General features: G+C 73.2%; 23 protein-coding genes. 13 read left to right on the top strand and 10 right to left on the bottom strand.

Annotated elements, in window-relative coordinates; genetic code table 11:
* Positions 1–89: 89 nt before the first annotated feature.
* Together V1L54_RS04765 and V1L54_RS04760 are read left to right on the top strand one after the other, a co-directional pair.
* Positions 90–755, top strand: coding sequence for a response regulator transcription factor (locus V1L54_RS04765; protein WP_330116580.1), 666 nt, complete (start codon positions 90–92; stop codon positions 753–755).
* On the top strand, positions 748–2301 hold the full coding sequence (locus V1L54_RS04760; protein ID WP_330116579.1) for a sensor histidine kinase: 1554 nt from the start codon (positions 748–750) through the stop codon (positions 2299–2301). Before V1L54_RS04765 ends, V1L54_RS04760 begins: the two co-directional genes overlap by 8 nt.
* A 293-nt stretch (positions 2302–2594) precedes the next feature.
* Here the strand turns inward: V1L54_RS04760 and V1L54_RS04755 are convergent, their stop codons facing one another.
* The 5 genes from V1L54_RS04755 to V1L54_RS04735 form a co-directional block, all read right to left on the bottom strand.
* Entirely contained in the window at positions 2595–3446 is an 852-nt protein-coding gene (locus tag V1L54_RS04755; RefSeq protein WP_330116578.1) for a hypothetical protein, read from the bottom strand.
* A 179-nt stretch (positions 3447–3625) separates the two neighbouring features.
* Positions 3626–4102 carry a MarR family winged helix-turn-helix transcriptional regulator gene (locus V1L54_RS04750; RefSeq protein WP_330116577.1) on the bottom strand — a complete coding sequence of 159 codons (477 nt, stop codon included), beginning with the start codon at positions 4100–4102 and terminating at the stop codon, positions 3626–3628.
* A 70-nt stretch (positions 4103–4172) separates the two neighbouring features.
* A complete protein-coding gene (locus tag V1L54_RS04745) occupies positions 4173–4958 on the bottom strand; it encodes an AIM24 family protein (RefSeq protein WP_330116576.1) in 786 nt (261 codons plus the stop codon).
* Positions 4955–5605, bottom strand: coding sequence for an AIM24 family protein (locus V1L54_RS04740; RefSeq protein WP_330116575.1), 651 nt, complete (start codon positions 5603–5605; stop codon positions 4955–4957). Before V1L54_RS04740 ends, V1L54_RS04745 begins: the two co-directional genes overlap by 4 nt.
* Positions 5605–6243 (bottom strand): AIM24 family protein, encoded by a 639-nt coding sequence (locus tag V1L54_RS04735; protein ID WP_330116574.1) that lies wholly within the window; start codon positions 6241–6243, stop codon positions 5605–5607. Before V1L54_RS04735 ends, V1L54_RS04740 begins: the two co-directional genes overlap by 1 nt.
* 87 nt (positions 6244–6330) lie before the next feature.
* Between V1L54_RS04735 and V1L54_RS04730 the strand changes: the two genes are divergently transcribed.
* Positions 6331–6708, top strand: a complete 378-nt coding sequence (locus V1L54_RS04730; RefSeq protein ID WP_330116573.1) for a DUF3817 domain-containing protein — start codon at positions 6331–6333, stop codon at positions 6706–6708.
* The gene (locus V1L54_RS04725; RefSeq protein WP_330116572.1) at positions 6705–6995 is read left to right on the top strand and encodes an MTH1187 family thiamine-binding protein; all 291 of its coding nucleotides are present in this window, start codon (positions 6705–6707) and stop codon (positions 6993–6995) included. The genes V1L54_RS04730 and V1L54_RS04725 overlap by 4 nt, the downstream gene beginning before the upstream one ends.
* A 31-nt stretch (positions 6996–7026) precedes the next feature.
* Here the strand turns inward: V1L54_RS04725 and V1L54_RS04720 are convergent, their stop codons facing one another.
* On the bottom strand, positions 7027–8055 hold the full coding sequence (locus V1L54_RS04720; protein WP_330116571.1) for an ArsR/SmtB family transcription factor: 1029 nt from the start codon (positions 8053–8055) through the stop codon (positions 7027–7029).
* A gap of 83 nt (positions 8056–8138) precedes the next feature.
* On the opposite strand from V1L54_RS04720, the gene V1L54_RS04715 reads away from it, so the two are divergent.
* The 4 genes from V1L54_RS04715 (at position 8139) to icmA (ending at position 12143) form a co-directional block, all read left to right on the top strand.
* Entirely contained in the window at positions 8139–9407 is a 1269-nt protein-coding gene (locus V1L54_RS04715) for an MFS transporter (protein WP_330116570.1), read from the top strand.
* Positions 9408–9439: 32 nt separating this feature from the next.
* Positions 9440–9949, top strand: coding sequence for a MarR family winged helix-turn-helix transcriptional regulator (locus V1L54_RS04710; RefSeq protein WP_330116569.1), 510 nt, complete (start codon positions 9440–9442; stop codon positions 9947–9949).
* Between the two features lie 48 nt (positions 9950–9997).
* On the top strand, positions 9998–10336 hold the full coding sequence (locus tag V1L54_RS04705; protein ID WP_330116568.1) for a DUF3817 domain-containing protein: 339 nt from the start codon (positions 9998–10000) through the stop codon (positions 10334–10336).
* Positions 10337–10442: 106 nt separating this feature from the next.
* On the top strand, positions 10443–12143 hold the full coding sequence (icmA, locus tag V1L54_RS04700) for a coenzyme B12-dependent isobutyryl-CoA mutase large subunit (RefSeq protein WP_330116567.1): 1701 nt from the start codon (positions 10443–10445) through the stop codon (positions 12141–12143).
* Here icmA and V1L54_RS04695 read toward each other — a convergent pair.
* A complete protein-coding gene (locus V1L54_RS04695; protein WP_330116566.1) occupies positions 12119–12820 on the bottom strand; it encodes a TetR/AcrR family transcriptional regulator in 702 nt (233 codons plus the stop codon). The two genes, icmA and V1L54_RS04695, sit on opposite strands and share 25 nt — an antisense overlap.
* 163 nt (positions 12821–12983) lie before the next feature.
* Between V1L54_RS04695 and V1L54_RS04690 the strand changes: the two genes are divergently transcribed.
* From V1L54_RS04690 to V1L54_RS04675, 4 genes are all read left to right on the top strand, one after another.
* Positions 12984–13964, top strand: a complete 981-nt coding sequence (locus V1L54_RS04690; RefSeq protein WP_330116565.1) for a tetratricopeptide repeat protein — start codon at positions 12984–12986, stop codon at positions 13962–13964.
* 590 nt (positions 13965–14554) lie between these two features.
* Complete coding sequence (locus tag V1L54_RS04685; RefSeq protein WP_330116564.1) at positions 14555–15175, top strand: DUF6230 family protein; 621 nt, start codon at positions 14555–14557, stop codon at positions 15173–15175.
* Positions 15176–15279: 104 nt separating this feature from the next.
* Entirely contained in the window at positions 15280–15783 is a 504-nt protein-coding gene (locus V1L54_RS04680; RefSeq protein WP_330116563.1) for a DUF6114 domain-containing protein, read from the top strand.
* Positions 15773–17173 carry a putative sodium/potassium/calcium exchanger gene (locus V1L54_RS04675; protein WP_330116562.1) on the top strand — a complete coding sequence of 467 codons (1401 nt, stop codon included), beginning with the start codon at positions 15773–15775 and terminating at the stop codon, positions 17171–17173. Before V1L54_RS04680 ends, V1L54_RS04675 begins: the two co-directional genes overlap by 11 nt.
* Before the next feature lie 111 nt (positions 17174–17284).
* Here V1L54_RS04675 and pyk read toward each other — a convergent pair whose 3' ends face one another.
* From pyk to pta, 3 genes are read right to left on the bottom strand one after another with little or no spacing between them, the layout of a single operon-like run.
* Positions 17285–18712 carry a pyruvate kinase gene (pyk, locus tag V1L54_RS04670; protein ID WP_330116561.1) on the bottom strand — a complete coding sequence of 476 codons (1428 nt, stop codon included), beginning with the start codon at positions 18710–18712 and terminating at the stop codon, positions 17285–17287.
* A gap of 54 nt (positions 18713–18766) precedes the next feature.
* Positions 18767–20029 carry an acetate kinase gene (locus V1L54_RS04665; protein ID WP_330116560.1) on the bottom strand — a complete coding sequence of 421 codons (1263 nt, stop codon included), beginning with the start codon at positions 20027–20029 and terminating at the stop codon, positions 18767–18769.
* Positions 20026–22212 (bottom strand): phosphate acetyltransferase, encoded by a 2187-nt coding sequence (pta, locus tag V1L54_RS04660; RefSeq protein WP_330116559.1) that lies wholly within the window; start codon positions 22210–22212, stop codon positions 20026–20028. Before pta ends, V1L54_RS04665 begins: the two co-directional genes overlap by 4 nt.
* A gap of 302 nt (positions 22213–22514) precedes the next feature.
* Between pta and V1L54_RS04655 the strand changes: the two genes are divergently transcribed.
* Positions 22515–23540 (top strand): ATP-dependent 6-phosphofructokinase, encoded by a 1026-nt coding sequence (locus V1L54_RS04655; RefSeq protein ID WP_330116558.1) that lies wholly within the window; start codon positions 22515–22517, stop codon positions 23538–23540.
* Positions 23541–23548: the final 8 nt, after the last annotated feature.

Here is a 23548-nt window from a genome sequence, read left to right as displayed (position 1 = left end):
TTGATGGGCGATACCGTCGCAGGAGCCGACTGAAGGTTTCCTGAAACCACCTGAAGATCTCTTCAGGCGCGTTCTGTCAGGCTGGGGCCGTGCGCGTACTGATCGTGGAGGACGAGAAGCGGCTCGCCCTGTCGCTGGCCAGGGGGCTCACGGCCGAGGGCTTCGCCGTCGACGTGGCCCACGACGGGATCGACGGGCTGCACCGGGCGACCGAGGGTCCGTACGACCTGATCGTCCTCGACATCATGCTGCCGGGCATGAACGGCTACCGGGTCTGCGCCGCGCTGCGCGCCGCGGGCGACGAGACGCCCATCCTGATGCTGACCGCCAAGGACGGTGAGTACGACGAGGCGGAGGGGCTCGACACCGGCGCCGACGACTACCTGACGAAGCCGTTCTCCTACGTGGTGCTGCTCGCCCGGGTCCGCGCGCTGCTGCGCCGCCGTACCCGCGGCGGGGCGTCCGTGGTGCGTGTCGGAGAACTGGTCGTGGACCCCGGCACGCGGCGGGTGACGGTGGCAGGCCGGGACGTGGCGCTGACCGCCAAGGAGTTCGCGGTACTGGAGTACCTGGCGGTGCGGGCGGGGGAGGTGGTCTCCAAGTCGGAGATCCTCGAACACGTCTGGGACTTCGCCTACGAGGGAGACGTCAACATCGTCGAGGTGTACGTCAGCGCGCTGCGCCGCAAGCTCGGCCCCGGCGCGGTCGCCACCGTCCGCGGTGCCGGGTACCGGCTGGTGGGTGCCGGTGCCTAGGCCGTCCCTGGCCCGGTTCACCGTCCGTACGCGCGCCGCGCTCGGCGCCACGCTCGTGGTGGCCGTCGCCCTGGTGGCGGCCGGCTTCGCGGTGGTCGCGGTGTTGCGCGGCGGCCTCGCGGAGAACGCCCGGCTGCATGCCGAGACCACCGCCCGCGAGGTGGCCGCCGGGATCGTCGACGTACCGGTGGACGAGGTGGCCGGGATGGACGCGCTGGCGGACGACGAACCGGTGCAGGTGGTGGACGCCGCCGGAACGGTGCTCGGCGCCAGCCGCCCGCTGCGCGACCGTGCCCCCGTGGCCGACTTCAACCGGCCCGCGGAATCCGGACCGCGGCAGCCGCCCGCCACGCCCTCCCCGGAGGGCCGGGAGGGCCAGACCGGTGACGGCGACGACGACGACGGTGACGGCGACGATGACGACGACGGCGGCGGCACCACCGCACCGCCCGAGGAGCCCGTCGAGGTGGACCGCAACAGCGTCACCGAGACCGTCCCCCTGCCCGTCGACGACGACGGCGAGGTGACCTTCCGGGAGGGCCGGGCGACCGAACTGCAGGACTTCCGGCTGGTCGCCGTGCAGAGCGTCACCCGCGACCGGGTCCCCGTCACCGTCTACGCGGGCGCGTCCCTCGCCGAGCAGGAGGAGGCGGTGTCCACCGTCGGCGACGCCATGCTGATCGGGCTGCCCGTGCTGCTGACCGTGGTCGGGGGGGTCACCTGGCTGGTGACCCGCGGGGCGCTGCGGCCGGTGGAGGGCATCCGGCGGGAGATGGCGGCCATCGCGGCCGGCACCGACCTGTCGCGGCGGGTGCCCGAGCCCGCCACCGGGGACGAGATCGCGAGACTGGCCCGGACCACCAACGAGACCCTGGCGGCCCTCCAGGCGGCCGTCGAGCGGCAGCGCCGCTTCGTCGCCGACGCCTCGCACGAACTGCGCAGCCCGATCGCCTCCCTGCGCACCCAGCTGGAGGTGGCCGCGGCCCATCCCCGGCTGCTCGACCTCGACGGCGCCGTCCACGACACCGTACGGCTTCAGGACCTCGCCGCCGACCTGCTGCTGCTGGCCCGGCTGGACGCGGGGGAGCGGCCGGGGGACAAGCGGGTGGCGCTGGACGCGCTGGTGCGGGAGGAACTGGCACAGCGCCCCGCGGACCGGGTCCCCGTGGCCGTCGAGGAGCACCGGGGTCCCCCACCGGAGGTGACGGGCTCCCGCGGCCAGCTCGTCCGGGTGCTGGGCAACCTCCTGGACAACGCGCAGCGCCACGCGGAGCACGGGGTCCGGGTGGGAGTGCGCCGCGAGGGCGGGCAGGTGGTGCTGGAAGTCGCCGACGACGGCGCGGGCGTCCCGGAGGCGGAACGGGAGAGGATCTTCGAGCGGTTCGTGCGGCTCGACGACGCGCGCAGCCGGGACGACGGCGGGGCCGGGCTGGGGCTGGCCATCGCCCGGGACGTGGCGGTCCGCCACGGCGGCACCCTGACCGCCGGCCGGGCCCGGGAGGGGGGCGCCCTGTTCACCCTGCGGCTGCCCGCTGCCGGGACCTGACGGCGCGCCGCGCCTTCGGAGCCCGGACCGGTGCCGCGGACGGCCGGGAGCCCGGGCGGTGCCCCGGCCGCCCGCGGCCTGCACCCGTCTCACGGGCGCACCCACCGGCACACCTCGCGGCCCCTTCGGACACCGGCTGCCCCGGTGCCACCCCGGTCACCGCCGGGGGGCGCCCCGTGGCGCGTCGGCCGGGGCACCGGGCAGGAGGTCCGGCCCGTACGGCTTCGGGCCGCCCCGTGGCCGCTCCGGCACCAGGGCGCCCCGGCACCGGGCGGACCCCGCCCGCACGGGCGCTAACCGCTCCAGGCGAGTTCGTCCGTACCGCCCTCGTCCCACTTCAGGCTGATGCTGTCACCGTCCGGGGACTTGGCGGCGGTGGCGGCGAGGTACTTCTCGTCCTCCCCCTGTCCGCATCTGAGCGCCAGCCGGAAGTCGTCGCCCTGGTTCTGTCCGACGCCCAGACACAGGCCCTCGCCCCCCGGATCGATCCAGATGGCCGAGTTCTTGCCCTTCATCTCCCCGCTGTCGAGCTTCGCGCCGATGGTCAGCGTCTGGCCGGCGTCGGCCTGCCACTGCCCCAGGAAGTCGGCCCGGTCGGCGGGCGGCGGCCCGGCCGGCTCCTCGGGCTCCTCGGTGTCCCCGGCGAGCGGGTCGTCGGTGGCCTCGGGTTCCGCCGAGGGCTCCGCGGCCGGGTCGGAGGCGGAGGAGCCGGTGGGCTCCGGGCTCACGGAGGCGCCGGCGGCGGGCTGTTTCCCGTCGTCCCCGTCGTCCCGGACCGCCAGGTAGGTACCGCCGCCGATGAGGGCGAGCAGCACCGCGGCACCGCCGACGATGAGGGCCACCTTGCCCCGCGCGCCGGAGCTTCCGCCGTCCGGCGGAGGCGGGGGCGGCCAGGCGCCGTACGGGCCCTGCTGCCCGTAGGGCTGCTGGGGCGGCGGATACGGCGACTGCGGTGCCTGCGGCGACTGCTGCGGGTGCGGCGGCTGCTGGGGCGGCGGATACGCGTAGCCGGGCTGCCCGCCCGCGGGATACGCCGGAGGACCGGCGGGCGGCGGGCCGGGGGGCGGTGGCGGGGGGCCGCCCTGGGAACCGGGGGCGCCGTGGCCGTCGGGGGGCGGCGGGGGCCAGCCGGGAGGCTGACTCATGTCGGGGTCACCTCTTGGGGCGGATCCGGCGGCGGACGGCCCTCCCGCTCGTCCGGTGCCGCGTTCCCCCGGAAAGACACCGCCAGCCACGGACCCGTCGGGTCTCGTCGGTCACGGAGACTGAGCGGGCCGGTCCATCATTCCCCATCACCGGCTGCCGACACGCGGGGGTCGCCGTCTCAGCCGCGGCCGCGTACCGACCGCAGGTGCTCGGCGACGGGCGTCAGCGCCTTGTACAGGCCGCACAGCGCCTCCGGCGGGAGCAGGTCGATGAAGTGGCGCCGCACCGAGGCGACGTGATGCGGCGCCACCTCGCTCATCGTCCGCCAGCCGCGCTCGGTGAGCACCGCGAACAGCCCGCGCTTGTCGGACTCGCAGTTCTCCCGGCGCACCAGTTCGGCCTTCTCCATACGGGTGATCTGGTGGGACAGGCGGCTCTTGGACTGGCGGGTGGCGGCGGCCAGATCGCTCATCCGCATCCGGCGGCCCTCCGACTCGGACAGGTTCACCAGGATCTCGTAGTCGTTGAGGGTCAGCCCGAACGGCTGGAGATCCCGCTCCAGCTGGTACATCAGAAGCCTGTTGACGTCGAGGTGCACGCGCCAGGCGTGCTGTTCCTCCTCGCTGAGCCAGCGGGATTCCTTGTCGGTGTCCATGGGGGTGGACTCTATCCGGCGCTTCGCCGCCGGACCCGCCGAGAACCTCTTACCGGCGGTAAACCACCCACTACAGGCCGAAGCGCCGCTGGATGCTCCCGAACTGTCCCGGAAGCTGCGGGAACTGCTGCCCGCCATGGCCCCCGCCATGACCTCCGCCGGGCCCGCCGCCGGGTACGCCCGGCTCGTTCGGGGCGGCGCCGGTGGCCCGTTCCGCCATCAGCACCTCGGTGGACTGGATCAGCACCGTGCCCGCCCCGACGAAGTCGAACTGGTGCTCCTCGCCGGAGGTCCCGCCGATCCCGGTGACCGCCCGCAGCCCGCCGAGGACCCCGCGCATGTACCCGTGGTCGTAGTGGTGGCAGGGCGAGGGGCAGTCCGCCCAGCCCACCAGCGCCTGCGGGTCCACCCGGACCGGCGGCTCGACGAAGTGCACCTCGCCGTTGGAGGCCGCCACGAACTTCCCCGTCCCGAGCAGCGTGACGAAGCCCGGGATGATCGACTGCTTCAGCGACAGGCTCGGCTCGAAGGCCAGCAGGTTGCCCGACCGGATGGTGAGGTTGCCGTCCTCCAGGTCGTAGGAGTTCACGTCGAACGCCCGGTCGGCGAGCAGCATCTTGCCCTGGCCCTCGGCGACCACCCAGTCCGAGGCGTGCAGCGGGGAGTGGAAGCTGGTGGCGACCAGGCGGTCCAGCGGGCCGTGGCCGATGCCGTTGAAGCTGATCTGCCCGTAGTAGGCGATCATCTTCCCCTTCTGCAGGAACCACTGCCCCCGCAGGTCCACACAGAAGGTGTACGCGTTGACGTTGTCGTTCGACGGCAGGGTGTGGGCGTCGTGGACGACCGGACTGCTCACAGTTTCTCCTCACTCGCCTGCACGAACACCACTCCCTGGCCGGACAGCTCCAGCTGGAACGCCTCGCCCGAGCCGCGCCCGACCATGTCCCGCCAGCCGAGCGCGGTGGAGAGCTTGTTCTGCACGTTCCCGTGGTGCGCGACGTACGCCTGCGGGTCCACCCGGACGGGGTTGCCCGGGGTGATGGGGAGCCGGATCACCCCGCCGTGCGCCATCACCGCCACCGAGCCGTGGCCCTTGAGGGTGGTGGTGAACAGGCCCTGCCCGGTCACCTGACCGCGGACCATGCCCATGACCCCGCCCTGGGAGCCCATGAACATCGTGCCCTGCTCCAGCGTCCCGTCGAAGGCGAGCAGCCGGTCGGCCTCCACGAAGAGGGTGTCACCGGCCAGTTCGATCACCTCGACGTGGTGGCCGCCGTGGCCGAAGAGCACCGTGCCGTCGCCCTCCACGGTCATCAGCGGGGCGGCCTCGCCCGCCAGCCGCCGCCCGATCATCGAGCCGACGCCGCCCTGGCCGCCCTGCATGTTGGGGGTGAAGGTGACCTGGCCCTGGTAGGCGATCATCGCGCCGCGCTGGCTGAACAGCCGCTGCCCGGGCACCACCCGGGCCTCGATCATCTTGGAACTGATCTCCCGGAAAGGCACTACACGTCACCCCCGATGGTGTTCCGCTCGCTCGGCTGCACGTACACCAGCCCGTCGCCCTCGAAGCGCAGCTGGAAGGACTCGCCCGAGCCCTCACCCATGAAGGTCCGGAAGTTCACCCCGGACTGGAAGTGCTGCTGGAGGTTGCCGGTGTGCGCCACATACGCCCCCGGGTCCACCTGGAGCGGGGACTGCGGGGTGACGCGCAGCACCACCGCGGGGCCGTCCGACATCAGCGCCGCCGTGCCGTGCCCCTCGACGGTGGTGGTGAACAGCCCGTTGCCCTGGGTCGCGCCGCGCATCCCGGTGAAGGTGGTGCCGGTGCGCAGCGAGCCGTCCACACAGAGCAGGTTGCTCGCCTCCACCTGGAGCTTCTCGCCGGTCAGCGGCACCAGGACGATCTCGCTGGCGCGGTCGGCGAGGTAGCAGGTGCCCTGGCCCTTCACCTCCATCAGTTCCATCTGCTCGCCGGTTAGGCGGCGCGTGACCATGCCGCGCAGGCCCTCGCCGCCGCCGGAGAGCTTCTTGAAGGCCATCTGGCCCTCGTAGGCGACCATCGCGCCGTTCTTCGCCCGGACCGTGTCACCGGTCAGGTCGACGGCGAGCACCTTGCTGCCTTGGAGTCGGAACTGAGCCACATGACGCAATCTACCCGCACGTCCGCGCCCGGCGGGAGGCTGTCACAATGGCAGAGCTTGTGCATCCCTTCACAAAGGATCTCCCCCGTGGACCTCAAGACTGCTTCAGCGCTGCGCCGCCTCCGGCTGATCTCCACCCCGGAGGCGGTCTCCTTCCTGGTGCTGCTGGTGTGCTCCGTGCTCAAGCGGACGACGGACTTCAACGCCGTGCCGGTGATGGGCGCCGTCCACGGCGTCCTCGTCATCCTCTACGTGCTCTTCTGGGCGGACGCCTGGAACCGGGCCCGGTGGCCGATGGGCCGCGCCGCCCTCTACCTGGTGCTCTCCGTGCTGCCCGGCGGCGGCTTCTACGCCGACAGGCTGCTGCGCCGCGAGACCGAGGACAGCGTGATCGCCGCCCGGGCCCGCGCCGAGCAGTCCCGCCGGCAGGCCGAGCAGCCCCGGACCGGGGCGGTGGACGCGTGATCGTCGCCTTCTCGGTCACCCCGCTCGGCGTCGGCGAGGAGGTGGGGGAGTACGTGGCGGACGCGGTGCGGGTGGTCCGCGAGTCCGGCCTGCCCCACCGCACGGACGCGATGTTCACCTCGGTCGAGGGCGAGTGGGAGGAGTGCATGGACGTCGTGCGGCGGGCGGTGGCCGCCGTCGAGGCCCGTGCACCGCGCGTCTCGCTGGTGCTGAAGGCCGACATCCGCCCCGGCGTCACCGACGGCCTGACCGCCAAGGTGGCGAGCGTCGAGCGGCACCTGGGCTGACGGCCTGGCGTACGGCCGGATCCGGGCCGGCTCACCGCCCGCCGGCCGCCAGCGCGTTGCCCAGCGGGGTCCGCTCGTAGACCACCTGGTGGCGTACCCGGTGCGAGGTGAGCAGCCCGGCCTCGCGCAGTGTCCGCAGATGGGCCGAGACCGAGGACGGGGCGAGCCCGAGCCGGGCGGCCAGCGCCGTGGTGGAGGCGGGCTCGGCGAGGGCGGCGAGCACGGCGGCGCGGCGCGGGCCCAGCAGCCGGGCCAGCGCTCCGGACGGTCCGTCGCCGGCCGCGGTCCACAACCCGCCGATGCCGCGTGCCGGGTAGACGATCACCGACGGTACGCCCGGCTCCCCGCCGGGGAGCCGGGCGGGGCCGTGCGACGCGCTCCCCGCCGTGCCTCCCACGGCGTTGGGCCACACGAACACGCTCGGCACCAGGGTCAGGCCCTCGCCGCCCAGGACGCAGGTGTGGTCGTGCGGGAGCCGCACCGACAGCGTGCCGTCGGCCTCGGACCAGCTCACCCGGGGGTGCAGCTCGGCGAACAGCCGGGCCAGACCGCCCTCGGCCAGCCGCCGCGCGTGGAAGGCGACGTCCGCCTCCAGCAGGGCCCGCAGCCGCGGCCAGTCGGGCGCGACCAGGGCCCGCCAGACCCGGTCCAGGAGCCCGGCCACGGTCCGCACGGCCCGCGCGGGGTCCGCCAGCAAGTCCCGGCCGGCCGGGCTGTCCGCCGCGCCCGGCACCCCGGCCAGTGAGCGTGCGATCTCCGCGCGGGCGGTGACGGGGTCGGTGGCCCGCACCCGGGCGAGCTCCGCCGCGAAGGAGGGGACCGGCCCGCCGGCGGGCGGCGGGCACAGGAAGTCCGGGGTGTACCCCCTGGCCGGCATCAGCAGCCACAGCGGCTCCAGCCCCAGGCCCGCCGCCGCCGGCGCGCTCCGGCGCAGCCACGGCAGGTGGTAGGGGCCCGGGTGCGCCAGGGCGCGGGCGGCCCCCTGGGTCTCCCACAGCGGTGAGACCGCGAAGCGGCAGCGCAGCAGATCGGCCTCGCCGAGCCGCAGCTGGACCGGCATGCGCCACCTCCGTACGGGCTCGGGTGATTCGGCCTGAGCCGAAAGACTAGGCCGTCCCGACCGCGCCGCGCAGGCTGCCGGGCATGCCGTCCACTTCCCGGAAGCCCGCCGATCCCGGCACCCCCGGGCGCGCCGGATACCGCGCCGTGTTCGCCGTGCGCGAGTTCCGGGCCGTCTTCGCCGCCCATGTGCTGTCGCTGCTGGGCACCGTCGTCGCCCAGCTCGCCCTGTCGGTGCTGGTGTTCCGGGAGACCGGCTCCACCCTGCTGACCGCGCTCGCCTTCGCGCTCGGGCTCCTGCCGTACGCGGTCGGCGGCGCCGTGCTCGCCCCGCTCGCCGACCGGTTCCCGGCCCGGCGGACCCTGGTGGTGTGCGATCTGTTCTCCGCCGGGTGCGTCGCCGCCATGGTGCTGCCCGGTCTGCCGCCCGCGGCGCTGCTGGCGCTCCGTGCGGCGGCGGCGTTCGTGGCGCCGCTGTTCACCGGGGTGCGGGCGGCGAGCCTGGGGGAGATCCTGCACGGGGACGCCTTCGTCCTGGGCCGCTCCCTGATCCGGATCGTCGCCCAGGCCGCCCAGATCGCCGGCTTCGCCGCGGGCGGGCTGCTGCTGGCCGTGGTGGCGCCGCGCACCGCGCTGCTGCTCACCGCGGCGGGTTTCCTCCTCTCCGCGGTGATCCTCCGGCTCGGCACCCGGGAGCGCGGTCCGCTGGCCCGGGAGCGGACGGCCGGCGGCACCCGGGTCCTGCTGGCCGACCGGCGGGTGCGGGCCCTGCTCGCGCTGTGCTGGGTGCCGGCGGCCTTCATGGTGGTGCCGGAGGCGCTGGCCGCGCCGTACGCCGAGCACATCGGTGCCGGAGCGGTCGGCACGGGACTGCTGCTGGCCGCGCTGCCGGTGGGGGCGGTCGCGGCCGAGGTGGCGGCCGGCGGGCTGCTGGGGCCGGCGGCCCGGGAGCGGCTGGTGCTGCCGCTGGCCGTGCTGGTGCCGCTGCCACTGCTGGTCTACGCGCTGCGTCCGGGGCTCCTCCCGGCGCTGGCGGCCCTCTTCCTGGCCGGGCTGGGGGCGGCGTACACCCTGGGACTGGACCGCTGGTACCTGGACGCCGTGCCGCGGGAACTGCGCGGCCGGGCGATGACCGTGCTGTCCGCGGGGCTGATGTCGGTCCAGGGGCTGGGCATGGCCGCGGGCGGGCTGGTGGCCGAGTTCGTGCCGCCGCACCGGGTGGTCGCCGGGGCGGGGGCGCTGGGCGCGGTGTGCGTGCTCCTGGTGGTCCGCGCCGTGCGGCGGCACCCCGTACCCGAGCCCGTGCCGCTTCCCGGGTCCGTCCGCGGTGACCGGGGACCGGAACGGAGCTGACCACGATGTGACCGGCCGGTATGGTCGTAGCCGTGCCGAAGCCGCTCAGTCTGTCGTTCGACCCGATCGCCCGCGCCGACGACCTGTGGAAGCAGCGTTGGGGGTCCGTGCCCTCGATGGCCGCGATCACCTCGATCATGCGCGCGCACCAGATCCTGCTCGCCGAGGTCGACGCGGTCGTCAAACCCTACGGACTGACCTTCGCCCGCTACGAGGCCCTGGTCCTGCTGACCTTCTCCAAGAAGGGCGAGCTGCCGATGTCGAAGATCGGCGAGCGGCTGATGGTGCACCCCACCTCCGTGACCAACACCATCGACCGCCTGGTGCGGTCGGGCCTGGTCGCCAAGCGTCCCAATCCCAACGACGGCCGCGGCACGCTGGCCTCCATCACCGACCGGGGCCGGGAGGTCTGCGAGGCGGCCACCCGTGACCTGATGGCCATGGACTTCGGGCTCGGGGCGTACGACGCCGAGGAGTGCGGCGAGATCTTCGCGCTGCTGCGCCCGTTGCGGGTGGCGGCGGGCGACTTCCGGGAGGACTGAGGCGGGCCCCGGGCGGGGCGCCGGAACCGGGCGGTTACGCTCGTGGGCATGAAGAAGAGCGTGCTGACCCGCTACCGGGTGATGGCGTACGTCACCGGTGTGCTGCTGATCCTGCTGACCCTCGGCATGATCGGCAAGTATCTGCTGGAGGTGGACGGCGCCGAGGGCTTCACCTACGTCGTCAGCCTCGCCCATGGCTGGCTGTACGTGCTGTACCTGGTCTTCGCCTTCGATCTGGGCCTCAAGGCGAAACTGCCGGTCCCCAGGCTGCTCTGGGTGCTGCTCGCGGGCACGATCCCCACCGCCGCCTTCTTCGTCGAGCGCAGGCTGTCGCGCCAGGTCGAGCCGCTGGTCGTGGACGAGGGCACGGCCCCCGCCCGGGCCTGACGGGCACCCCGCGCCGTCCTGCCGTACGGAAGGCCGCCCGGACGCGTCACCGCGCCGGGCGGCTTTCCGTCGACAATTACTTGGACGTCCTAGTAAATTTGTGGGCATGGACGCTGACGCCATCGCAGAGGGCCGCCGACGCTGGCAGGCCCGGTACGACGCCGCGCACAAGCGGGAGGCCGACTTCACCACGTTCTCCGGGGACCCCGTGGAGCCCGTGTACGGTCCCGCCCCCGGCGACACCGTCGAGGGGTTCGAGCGGATCGGCTGGCCGGGGGAGTACCCCTTCACCCGCGGCCTGCACCCCACCGGCTACCGCGGCCGGACCTGGACCATCCGCCAGTTCGCGGGCTTCGGCAACGCCGAGCAGACCAACGAGCGCTACAAGATGATCCTCCAGGCGGGCGGCGGCGGGCTGTCGGTCGCCTTCGACATGCCGACCCTGATGGGCCGCGACTCCGACGACCCGCGCTCGCTGGGCGAGGTCGGCCACTGCGGCGTGGCGATCGACTCGGCCGCCGACATGGAGGTCCTCTTCCGGGACATCCCGCTGGGCGGGGTCACCACCTCCATGACGATCAGCGGCCCGGCGGTGCCGGTGTTCTGCATGTACCTGGTGGCCGCCGAGCGCCAGGGCGTCGACCCGGCCGTCCTCAACGGCACGCTCCAGACGGACATCTTCAAGGAGTACATCGCGCAGAAGGAGTGGCTGTTCCCGCCCGAGCCGCATCTGCGGCTGATCGGCGACCTGATGGAGTACTGCGCGCGCGACATCCCGGCGTACAAGCCGCTGTCGGTCTCCGGCTACCACATCCGCGAGGCGGGCTCCACGGCCGCGCAGGAGCTGGCGTACACCCTCGCCGACGGTTTCGGCTACGTGGAGCTGGGCCTCTCCCGTGGTCTGGACGTGGACGTCTTCGCGCCGGGCCTGTCGTTCTTCTTCGACGCGCACGTCGACTTCTTCGAGGAGATCGCCAAGTTCCGCGCCGCCCGGCGCATCTGGGCGCGCTGGATGCGGGACGTGTACGGCGCGCGGAGCGAGAAGGCGCAGTGGCTGCGCTTCCACACCCAGACCGCGGGCGTCTCGCTCACCGCGCAGCAGCCGTACAACAACGTGGTGCGCACCGCCGTGGAGGCGCTGGCCGCGGTGCTGGGCGGCACCAACTCGCTGCACACCAACGCCCTGGACGAGACCCTCGCGCTGCCCAGCGAGCGGGCCGCCGAGATCGCGCTGCGCACCCAGCAGGTGCTGATGGAGGAGACGGGCGTCGCCAATGTCGCCGACCCGCTGGGCGGCTCCTGGTACGTCGAGGCGCTGACCGACCGGATCGAGGCGGACGCGGAGCGGATCTTCGAGGAGATCAGGGAGCGCGGCCGGCGCGCCGTGCCCGACGGGAACCATCCCGTCGGCCCGATGACCTCGGGCATCCTGCGGGGCATCGAGGACGGCTGGTTCACCGGCGAGATCGCCGAGGCCGCCTTCCGGTACCAGCAGGCGCTGGAGAAGGGCGAGAAGAAGATCGTCGGTGTCAACTGCCACACCGGTTCGGTCACCGGCGACCTGGAGATCCTGCGGGTCAGCCACGAGGTCGAGCGCGAGCAGGTGCGGGTGCTGGCCGAGCGGAAGGCCGGGCGCGACGACGCGCGCGTGCGTACCGCCCTGGACGGGATGCTGGCCGCCGCCCGGGACGGGGGGAACATGATCGAGCCGATGCTTCGGGCGGTGCGCGCCGAGGCCACGCTGGGCGAGATCTGCGGGGTGCTCCGCGAGGAGTGGGGCGTCTACACCGAGCCCGCCGGCTTCTGATCCCGCTCCCCGTCCGCCGGGTCCGCCGGGACCGCCGCCCGGTCCCCGGCGGGCGGCTGAGGGGCCGCCAGGCCCTGGAGCAGCAGGGTGGTCAGGGCGCGGGCCCACGCGGGGGTGACCCGCTCCGCGCTGACCAGGCAGCGGTGGACGACCGCGCCCGCGATCACGTCGAAGACCAGGTCCACCGCCCGGGCCGCCTCGGCGGCGCCCGCCGGGCCCGGCGGGTCACCGGGCAGCTCGCCGCGGGCCTGGGCGCGGCGGCGGCCCTCGACGACCAGGCGCTTCTGGCGGTCCACGATCGCGGTGCGGATCCGGCCGCGCAGCGTCTCGTCACGGGTGGCCTCGGCGACCACCGCCATCAGCGAGGCCTTCGTCTCCGGACGCTCCAGCAGTTCGGCGAAGGACAGGACGACGCCCTCCACGTCGGCCCGCAGACTGCCGCGGTCGGGCAGCCGCAGATTGTCGAAGAGGACGGCCACCGCGTCCACGACCAGATCGTTCTTGTTGGCCCAGCGCCGGTAGAGCGTCGTTTTGGCCACCTTCGCGCGGACGGCCACGTCCCCCATCGTCAGCCTGCCCCACCCCAGTTCCACCAGTGCCGAGCGGGTGGCGTCGAGGATCGCGCGGTCGGCCGCGGCGCTGCGCGGCCTGCCCGTACGGTGCGGAGAACCGGCCATGACCGCAGACTCTAGCGGTGTCCGTGAGATACGCTACGGCCCGTAGCGTAAAAAGCCCGGAGACGGCGGTCGCCGGGCGACAGCCACGGGCGCCGGGTGGGGACCCGGTGCCGACTCGCGCCATGCTGTACGGAACGGTCCGCGGACGGGGGAAACTGGTCTCATGCAGCCACGGAACATGTCCATGAGCGGAGTGGTCGACCTCGCCGCGGTGAAGGCGGCCGGAGAGGCCAAGCAGAAAGCGGAGGAGGCCAGGGCCAGGGCCCGGGCCGCCGGGCAGCAGGGCGGCGCCGGCGCCGCCCCGGACGCCTCGGTGCCCTCTCTGGTGACCGACGTAGACGAGGCGGACTTCGAGAGGGAGGTGCTCCAGCGCTCCACCGAGGTCCCGGTCGTCATCGACTTCTGGGCCGAGTGGTGCGAGCCGTGCAAGCAGCTCGGCCCGCTGCTGGAGCGGCTGGTGCGGGAGTACGCCGGGCGGCTCGTGCTGGCGAAGATCGACGTGGACCGCAACCAGATGCTCTTCCAGCAGTTCGGGGTGCAGGGCATCCCCGCGGTCTTCGCGGTGGTGGCGGGCCAGGCGCTGCCGCTGTTCCAGGGTGCCGCGCCCGAGCAGCAGGTCCGCGAGGTGCTGGACCAGCTGGTCCAGGTCGCCGAGCAGCGCTTCGGCCTGACCGGGGTGTCCGTCGCGGACGGTGCGGACGAGGAGCGGGCCGCCGAGCCCCGCGAGCCGGAGGACCCGGCGCTGGCCGCCGCCCACTCGGCGCTGGACGCGGGTGATCTGGGCGGTGCCGTACAGGCGTACCGGAACGTGCTTGCCGGTGACCCGGGCAACACGGAGGCCAAGCTGGGGCTGTCCCAGGCGGAGCTGCTGCAGCGCGTGCAGGGGCTGGACGCGGCGCGGGTGCGCAAGGAGGCCGCGGACGCTCCGGCCGATGTGCGGGCCCAGATCCGGGCGGCCGACCTGGACCTGGTGGGCGGACATGTGGAGGACGCCTTCGGCCGGCTGGTGGAGGCGGTCAGGCGGACCGCGGGCGAGGACCGGGACGCCGCGCGCGTACACCTCCTGGAACTCTTCGAGGTGGTGGGCGCCGAAGACCCGAGGGTGGTCGCGGCGCGCGGCGCCCTCGCCCGGGTGCTGTTCTGACCTGCCCATTCCAGAGGGTCGCCACTTGCTGACATGAAGACAAACAGCGGCCGCGACTTTGCCAAAACTTGGCAGTCGCGGCTGCTGTTACTTGCAGTAAGGCCCTCCTGTGCTTCTCTTCGGCTTGTTCCGGCTGTGTCCGCATTTCAGGCGGGCCGTCCGGCGACCCTCCGTGTCCGTTCCGCCGCCCTGGGAGGCACTCCCGTCATCCGCTCGTTACTCGCAAGTAACGACACCCCTTGTGCCGCGGCGTCTCATGCAGCACGATCGGCCACGCTCGGTCCATCGCTCGCAGCCCCGGCACACCACACCCGGGCACCGGCGGGCAACGGGTCCCCACCGGGTGGGCCGGCGCCTCGGCGCCGGTCGTGGACAGGGGGGTCTCCGCCGCGAGGCGGAGCCTGTCCGGCAGACCGCGCGGGAGCGCGGTCACGTGGTTGTCGCTCGGGGGTGATCGCCGGTGCTTCGGAGGCTTGGGGAGACCCACTCGTCCGTCGGCCGGCGCTTTCCCTCCCGAGGACGTAGCACTTCTCCCATCCCGTCCGGGCCACACCCGGGCCGGAGATGTACGTCCGAGAAGGAGGAAAGTCATGGAGTCTGTGGCTCGTGGCGGGACCAGATGGAAGCGGTTCGCCGTTGTCATGGTCCCGAGCGTTGCCGCCACGGCAGCGGTCGGGGTCGCCCTCGCACAGGGGGCGCTCGCCGCGTCGTTCAGCATCTCCGGCCAGCAGGCGAAGGTCTCTGTTGACCGGCTGGACGGCGAAGGGTTCGTTCAGTACGGCACGGTCAACACCACGCACGACGGCAAGACCATCCCCGTCGCGGTCTCGGCGTTCAAGGACGCCGACCTGCGGGGCCTGTGCCAGTCCGTCGTGGTGCCCGTGCCGCTCTTCGGCGATGTCTCGCTGAAGCTCACCGCGGGCAACAACGGCAAGGTCGTGAAGGCGAAGAACCTCTACATCGACCTCGACCAGCTCGACGCCGACGCGACGTTCACCAACATCAACATCGGTGTCGCGGCCGGTGCCGCGTCCAAGGGCCCCAAGGTCGAGGAGACCGTGCGCAAGCACGCGCCGGGCTCCTTCGCGCAGGAGGCCGACAAGGCCGTGCTCACCGATGTCAAGCAGACGTCCTGGGCCACCAGCGCCGGCACCTTCGAGCTCTCCGGCCTTTCGATGAAGGTCGCCAAGGGCAAGAACGAGTGCTTCTGACGCACTGAACGCCGGGAGGCGGGGGACCGTACGCCGTTCGGTCCCCCGGCTCCCCGCAGTGCCATTGATCTTTGTGACAGTTCAGCCCGAGGGAGCTGTTTTCGATGAGTGCCGAGTCGCCGGGAGCGCGTGAACGCATCAGCCACTGGCGGCAGTCGTTCCGCATGTGGCGCTGGCAGCGCCCCTTCTGGGCGGGACTGCTGACGCTGCTGGGCGGCATACCCATCATCTACATCCCATACGCCGATCCCGGCCTGGACCAGTTGTCCTTCCGGCTGGCCACCACCACGGGCTCCGGGTCGCTGATCATCGGAGTGCTGCTGATCGTGCTGGGCCTGACCATGTGGTTCCAGCCGCACTCCCGGGTCTTCGCCGGGGTCGCCGCCATCCTGCTGGGGCTGGTCTCCCTGGTGGTCTCCAACCTCGGAGGCTTCTTCGTCGGTTTCCTGCTGGCCCTGGTCGGCGGAGCCATGGGCCTCTCCTGGGTGCCCGCCAAGGAGGAGCGGTCCCCGGCTGACGGAACGGCCGGCCCGGGCACCTCTCCCGGCACGGGCCCGGACCCCGCCGGGGCCGAGAACGGACAGAACGGGGTGCACCGTGACGCCTGACGAGGCGCGCCGGGGAGACCAGGGGGACAGTGAAGGCGCCACCGGCGCCGGGGCGTCCCGGCGTACGAGGACCGGACCGCGGCACGCCGCGCCGAGGAAGCCGCTGCTGACCCGGCTGCACGTCCCCGCGGGCAAGGCGGTGGCCCTGGCGGCCATGCCCACCGCCGTGCTCATGGGCATGGGCCTCACCCCGCAGCTCGCCGGCGCCAAGCCGCTGCCGAAGAACCCCTTCCAGGACGGGCCGTGCGTGTCCGCGCCCGACAAGGAGGCGGAGCAGGAGCGGGAGCAGGAGGAGGACCGGGAGAAGCCGGAGCGGACCGAGAAGGCCGCCGAGCCCGGGAGGATCCCCGCGCCGCGGGAGTCCCCGGCCGCCGGAACCGGCGAGGACGACTCCGGGAACCAGGACACCGGCTCCGGGGAGGCGCGCAAGCGCGCACCGGAGACCGCCACCACCGCGCCGGAGCCCGGACCGGAGCCGTCCGGGACCGCGCAGGAGACCGACGAGGCGGCCGGCGCGGCCGAGGCGGAACAGGAGCGGAACCCGCTGGACCCCCTGGGGCTGGGTGACGCCCTCAAGGGCCTGCTCACCCCGGACGACCGGAGCGAGCGGCAGGAGACCCCGGAGGCCGGGGCCGCCCCGTCCGGCTCGCCGGAGCCGTCCGCCGGTACCTCCGACACCCCGGCGAAGGAGGCCGCCGAGAAGGCCGGTGAGGAACTGGAGGAGGCCGCCGGGAAGGCGCGGAAGGCCGCCGAGGACGCCGAGAAGGCCGTGAAGGCCGTGCAGGAAGCGGCGGAGGACGCCGCCGGGGCCGGCGAGGCCGCCGAGAAGACCACCGAGGACGCGAAGACCACCGAGGACGCCGAGAAGGACGACGAGACCGGCAAGGACGCCTCCGGCAAGGAGCCCTTCCCCTGCCCCGCCTACGACGCCCAGGCGCTGGCGGACGCCGAGGAGGAGCGGACCGAGGCCCTGCTGCCCGACGCCCCGTGGCGGCTGGAGACCAGTCTCCTGACGCTGCACGGACTCGACTACCACGGCATCGTCAAGGTCCGCACCTACGGCGGCAAGGTCAAGAACGTCCTGAAGTTCACCGCCTCCGCGGTCGACATCCGGGACCTGCACCAGATCGTCGAGGGCCCCGGCGGCACCGCCGGGCACGTCCAGGCGGCCAGGGGCAGCACGTCCACCATCCGCAACGGCACGGTGACCATGTACACCGAGGAGCTGAAGGGCAAGCTGTTCGGACTGATCCCGATCACCTTCAGCCCCGAGTCCCCGCCGCCGCTGAACGTCCCCGAGGTGTTCTTCACCGAGGTGTCGGTGACACAGGCCGGCCAGTTCGGCGGCACCCTGCACATCCCGGGCATGCACCTGTACAACGAGGGCTGACCGGGCGCCGGCAGGCCGACACGGCGGCAGACCGGCGGAACGGCGGCGGCCCGCGTACCGGGGAGGTGGTACGCGGGCCGCCGCCGTTCCCGTGCTCTCGCGGGACCGCCGTCAGCGCTCCTCGTTGCCCAGGTGGTGCACCAGCACCATGTTGGTGGTGCCGGGGACGCCGGGCGGCGAACCGGCCGTCATGACCATGGTGTCGCCGGGGTTGTACCGCTGGAGCTTGAGCAGTTCGGCGTCCACCAGGTCGACCATCTCGTCGGTGTGGTCGACGTGCGGTACCACGAAGGTCTCCACGCCCCAGCTGAGCGCGAGCTGACAGGCGGTGGACGGCTCGGTGGTGAAGGCCAGGATCGGCTGGGCGGCCCGGTAGCGGGACAGCCGCCGGGCGGTGTCGCCGGACTTGGTGAAGGCGATCAGCGCCTTGCCGTTGAGGAAGTCCGCCATCTCGCATGCCGCGCGGGCCACCGAACCGCCCTGGGTGCGCGGCTTCTTGCCGGGTACCAGCGGCTGGAGGCCGCGGGAGAGCAGCTCCTCCTCGGCGGCCTGGACGATCCTCGACATCGTCTTGACGGTCTCGATCGGATACTGGCCGACGGAGGACTCCGCCGAGAGCATCACCGCGTCCGTGCCGTCCAGGATCGCGTTGGCCACGTCCGAGGCCTCGGCGCGGGTGGGCCGGGAGTTGGTGATCATCGACTCCATCATCTGGGTCGCCACGATCACCGGCTTGGCGTTGCGGCGGCACATCTCGATGAGCCGCTTCTGCACCATCGGGACCTTCTCCAGCGGGTACTCCACCGCCAGGTCGCCGCGGGCGACCATCACGCCGTCGAACGCGAGGACGACGTCCTCCATGTTCTCGACGGCCTGCGGCTTCTCCACCTTGGCGATCACCGGGACCCGGCGGCCGACCTCGTCCATCACCCGGTGCACGTCGCGGACGTCGGCGGCGTCCCGGACGAAGGACAGCGCCACCATGTCGCAGCCCAGTTCCAGCGCGAACCTCAGGTCCTCGACGTCCTTCTCCGACAGGGCCGGGACGTTGACCGCCACACCGGGCAGGTTGATGCCCTTGTGGTCGGAGATCACACCGCCCTCGATGACGATGCAGCGCACCCGCGGACCCTCCACGTCGATGACCTGGAGGGCGACGTTGCCGTCGTTGATCAGGATCGCCTCGCCCTTGGAGACGTCGGCGGGCAGCCCCTTGTAGGTGGTGCCGCAGATGGTCCGGTCGCCGGGGACGTCCTCGGTGGTGATGGTGAACTCGTCCCCGCGGACCAGCTCCACCGGCCCGTCGGCGAAGGTCTCCAGGCGGATCTTGGGACCCTGGAGGTCGGCGAGGACGCCGATCGCCCGTCCGGTCTCCTGGGCGGCCTTGCGGAGTCGGTGGTACCGCTCCTCGTGCTCCGGGTGGCTTCCGTGGCTCATGTTGAAGCGGGCCACGTTCATGCCGGCTTCGATCAGCGTTTTGAGCTGCTCGTAGGAATCCACGGCGGGACCCAGGGTGCAGACGATTTTGGAACGGCGCATGGGGGCGATCCTATCTTTTGTTCAGTGGCAAAACGTTCCAGGGGGTGAGCCGGATCACCCCGGTCTCGCGGCGGCACCGGTGACCAGCGCATACGTCTGGGTGGCGATCTCCAGCTCCTCGTCCGTCGGCACGACGGCCACCGCGACCCGCGCGGACGCCGGGGAGATCAGCCGCGGCCCGCCGCCGCGCGCCTCGTTCAGCTCCGGGTCCACCACCGGGCCCAGCCCCTCCAGCCCGGCGACGGCGGCGCGGCGCACCGGGGCGGCGTTCTCCCCGACCCCGGCGGTGAAGGCGACCGCGTCCACCCGGCCGAGCACGGCGAAGTAGGCGCCGATGTACTTGCGCAGCCGGTGGATGTAGATGTCGAAGGCCAGCTTCGCGGAGGCTGCGCTTTCGGTGTCCCCGGTGTCCCCGGTGTCCCCGGCGTCCTCTGCGCCGGAGTCCATCCGGCGCAGGACCTCCCGCATGTCGTTGTCCCCGCACAGCCCCAGCAGACCGCTGCGCTTGTTCAGCAGGGTGTCGATCTCGTCGACCGACATCCCGGCGACCCGCGCCAGGTGGAAGACCACCGCCGGGTCGATGTCGCCGGACCGGGTGCCCATCACCAGGCCCTCCAGCGGGGTGAGCCCCATGGAGGTGTCCACGCACCGCCCGCCCGCCACCGCCGAGGCCGAGGCGCCGTTGCCCAGGTGCAGCACGATGACGTTCACCTCGGACGGCTCGCGGCCCAGCAGCTCGGCGGTGCGGCGCGAGACGTACGCGTGCGAGGTGCCGTGGAAGCCGTAGCGGCGCACCCGGTGCGCGTCGGCGACGGCGGGGTCGATGGCGTACCGGGCGGCGTACTCCGGCATCGTGGTGTGGAAGGCGGTGTCGAAGACCGCCACCTGCGGCAGCCCCGGGGCCAGTCCCAGGGCGGTGCGGATACCGGCGAGGTTGGCCGGGTTGTGCAGCGGCGCGACGGGCACCAGCCGCTCGATCTCGGCCAGCACCTCGTCGTCGATCACGGTCGGCGCGGTGAACCGCCGGCCGCCGTGCACCACGCGGTGGCCGATCGCGGCCAGTTCGGGGGAGTCCAGACCGAGGCCGTCGCGGGCCAGTTCCGCGGCGACGGCCTCCAGTGCCGCGCCGTGGTCGGCGACGGCCTCCTCGCGTTCCCGGGGCGCGCCGCCGGCCGGGGTGTGCCGCAGGTACGAGGTGCGCTCCCCGATCCGCTCGACGATGCCGGCGGCCGGCCGGGAGTGGTCGGCCATGTCGAGGAGCTGGTACTTCACCGATGAGGAGCCGGAGTTCAGGACGAGGACCCGGGTGCCTCTCACCGGAGCACCGCCGTCCCGCTCGCCCCGCCCGGCCGCTCCTCCGGGCCGCCGGGCGGCGGCGCGCCCCGCTCCCGCCGGTTCTGCTGCGCCTGGACGGCGGTGATCGCCACGGTGGTGACGATGTCGGGCACCAGGGCGCCGCGCGAGAGGTCGTTGACCGGCTTGCGCAGCCCCTGCAGGACCGGCCCGACCGCCACGGCGCCGGCCGAGCGCTGGACGGCCTTGTAGGTGTTGTTGCCGGTGTTGAGGTCGGGGAAGACCAGCACGGTGGCCCGCCCGGCGACGCTGGAGCCCGGCAGCTTGGTCGCCGCGACCGACGGCTCCACCGCGGCGTCGTACTGGATCGGCCCCTCCGCCAGCAGGTCCGGGCGGCGCTCCCGCACCAGCTCGGTGGCCCGCCGCACCTTGTCCACGTCCGCCCCGGAGCCGGAGGTGCCGGTGGAGTACGACAGCAGCGCGATCCGGGGCTCCACCCCGAACTGGGCGGCGGTCGTGGCCGACTGGACGGCGATGTCGGCGAGCTGTTCGGCGTCCGGGTCGGGGTTGACCGCGCAGTCGCCGTAGACCAGCACCTTCTCGGCCAGGCACATGAAGAACACCGAGGAGACGATCGCGGCGTCCGGCCGGGTGCGGATGATCTCGAAGGCGGGCCGCAGGGTCGCCGCCGTGGAGTGCGCCGCGCCCGAGACCATGCCGTCGGCCAGCCCCTCCTGGACCATCAGGGTGCCGAAGTACGTCACGTCGGACACCAGGTCCCAGGCCAGCTCGTAGGTGACGCCCTTGTGGGCGCGGAGCTTCGCGTACAGCTCGGCGAAGCGCTCGCGCAGCGGCGAGGTCTCCGGGTCCACCACCCGGGCCCAGGCGCCCGTCCCCTCCGGGAGCTCGTCGTGGCCCAGCAGCCCCAGGTCGATGCCCAGGTCGGCGGTGCGGCGGCGGACCCCGCCCTCCCGGCCCAGCAGGGTCAGATCGCACACGCCCCGCCGCAGCAGCACCTCCGCCGCCCGCAGCACCCGCTCCTCGGTCCCCTCCGGCAGGACGATGTGGCGGCGGTCGGAGCGGGCGCGCTCGATCAGCTCGTGCTCGAACATCATCGGGGTGACCCGGTCGCCGCGGGCCACCGAGAGCCGTTCGCTGAGCCGGCCGGTGTCCACCTCGTTCTCGAACAGGCCCAGCGCGATCTCGGCCTTGCGCGGGGTGGCCGTGGTGAGCCTGCCCTCCAGGGTGGTCAGCCGGGCCGCGGTCGGGAACGAGCCCTCGGACACCGCCAGCACCGGGGTGCCCGGGGAGAGCCGGGCGGCCAGCGCCATCGTCTCCTCGCCGGGCCGCCGGTCGGTGGTGAGCAGCACCGCGGCGATGGCCGGGGAGCCGGCGGAGTGCGCGGCGAGCGCGCCGACGACGAGGTCGGCGCGGTCCCCGGGGGTGAGGACCAGACAGCCCTCGGTGAGGGCGGGCAGGAAGGTCGGCAGCGTGGCGCCGCCGAAGACGAAACCGCGCACGTCACGGGCCAGCCCGTCCGGGTCCGCCTGGAGGACCTCCGCGCCCAGGGCCTCGGCGACCTGGGAGACGGTCGGGGCGGCCAGCGCGGGCTCCTCCGGCAGGGCGTACACCGGCACCGGGAGCTGCCCGCCCAGGGTGCGGGCGGCCCGGTGGGCGAACGCGCCGGGGACCCGGTTGGCGATCATCGCGATCACCTCGCAGCCCAGCGAGGCGTACGCGTGGTGGGCGTTGCGGACCTCGGCGGTCAGCGAGTCCTCGTCCTGCCCCGCCCCGGCCACCACGGGCAGCACCGGGGTGCCGAACTCGTTGGCCAGCCGGGCGTTGAGGGCCAGCTCGGCGGGCAGCCCGGTGTCGGCGAAGTCGGTGCCCAGCACGAGGACGGCCTCGTAGCCGCGTGAGACGGTGTGGAAGCGGTCCACCAGGAGGGAGACCAGCTCGTCGGTGCCCTTGTCGGCCAGCACGGCGGCGGCCTCGTCGTAGCCCAGGCCCATCACCGTGCCCGGCGGCTGGGACAGCCGGTAGCGGCTGCGCAGCAGGTCGTAGATGGGATCGGGGCCGTCGTGGGCGAACGGGCGGAAGACGCCGACCCGGCCGATCCGGCGGGACAGGAGTTCCATGACCCCCAGCTCCACGACCTGCCGGCCGTCACCGCGGCCGATGCCGGTCACGTACACGCCGCGCGCCACGTGCGTTCTCCCTACGTCTCGCGTTCACCGGGCCCGGGGGGCCGTCCCCGGTCGCGTACCCGTGTCCGCCGCGCCGGAACCGCCGCGGAGAAGGGCCGGGAACGCGTCCTCACCAGGCGAGTCCGGCGCGTCCTGCCCCGGACACCCTCCGGTTCGGCTCCAACCCACCGTCGACCTTACCGCCGGGCCCGGTGACGTCGCGCACCGAACGAGATGTGAGACGGGCGGCCGGAATGTGTTCAGGGCGTGAAACAATCGGCGTGGCGCACCCGAACCAGCAGCGAGCAGGAGAAACGATCCCCATGCGCATCGGAGTCCTCACCGCAGGCGGCGACTGCCCCGGTCTGAACGCCGTGATCCGTTCGGTCGTGCACCGCGCCGTGGTCGACCGGAACGACGAAGTCATCGGCTTCGAGGACGGCTTCAAGGGCCTGCTCGACGGCCGTCACCGGCCGCTCGACATCAACTCCGTCTCCGGCATCCTGGCCCGCGGCGGCACCATCCTCGGCTCGGCCCGGCTGGAGCGCGGCCGGCTGCGCGAGGCCTGCCAGAACTCCGAGGAGCTGCTGGAGCGCCTCGGGCTCGACGCGCTCATCCCGATCGGCGGCGAGGGCACCCTGACCGCCGCCCGGATGCTGGCCGACGCCGGGCTGCCGGTGGTCGGCGTGCCCAAGACGATCGACAACGACATCTCCGCCACCGACCGCACCTTCGGCTTCGACACCGCCGTCACCGTGGCCACCGAGGCCATCGACCGGCTGAAGACCACTGCCGAGTCCCACCAGCGCGTGATGGTCGTGGAGGTCATGGGGCGGCACGCGGGCTGGATCGCGCTGGAGGCCGGGATGGCGAGCGGCGCGCACGGCATCTGCGTGCCCGAGCGGCCCTTCCAGATCGACGACCTGTGCAAGATGGTCCAGGAGCGGTTCGCGCGCGGCAAGAAGTTCGCGGTGATCTGCGTGGCGGAGGGCGCCCGCCCGGCCGAGGGCTCGATGTCCTACGAGAAGGGGCAGATCGACCAGTACGGCCACGAGCGCTTCACCGGCATCGGCAACCGGCTCGCCGTCGAGCTGGAGCACCGGCTGGGCAAGGAGGCCCGGCCGGTCATCCTCGGCCACGTCCAGCGCGGCGGCACTCCCACCGCGTACGACCGGGTACTGGCCACCCGCTTCGGCTGGCACGCCGTGGAGGCCGCCCACCGCGGCGACTTCGGCAGGATGACGGCCCTGCGCGGCAACGAGATCACGATGGTGCCGCTGGCGGACGCGGTGGCCGAGCTGAAGACGGTGCCGCAGGACCGGATGGACGAGACCGAGGCGGTCTTCTGAGCCGTCCC

This window comes from Streptomyces rubellus (assembly GCF_036323805.1).
GTDB lineage: Bacteria > Actinomycetota > Actinomycetes > Streptomycetales > Streptomycetaceae > Streptomyces.
Note: the sequence above shows the minus strand (reverse complement) of the source record. Positions and strands in the feature narration are given on the sequence as shown.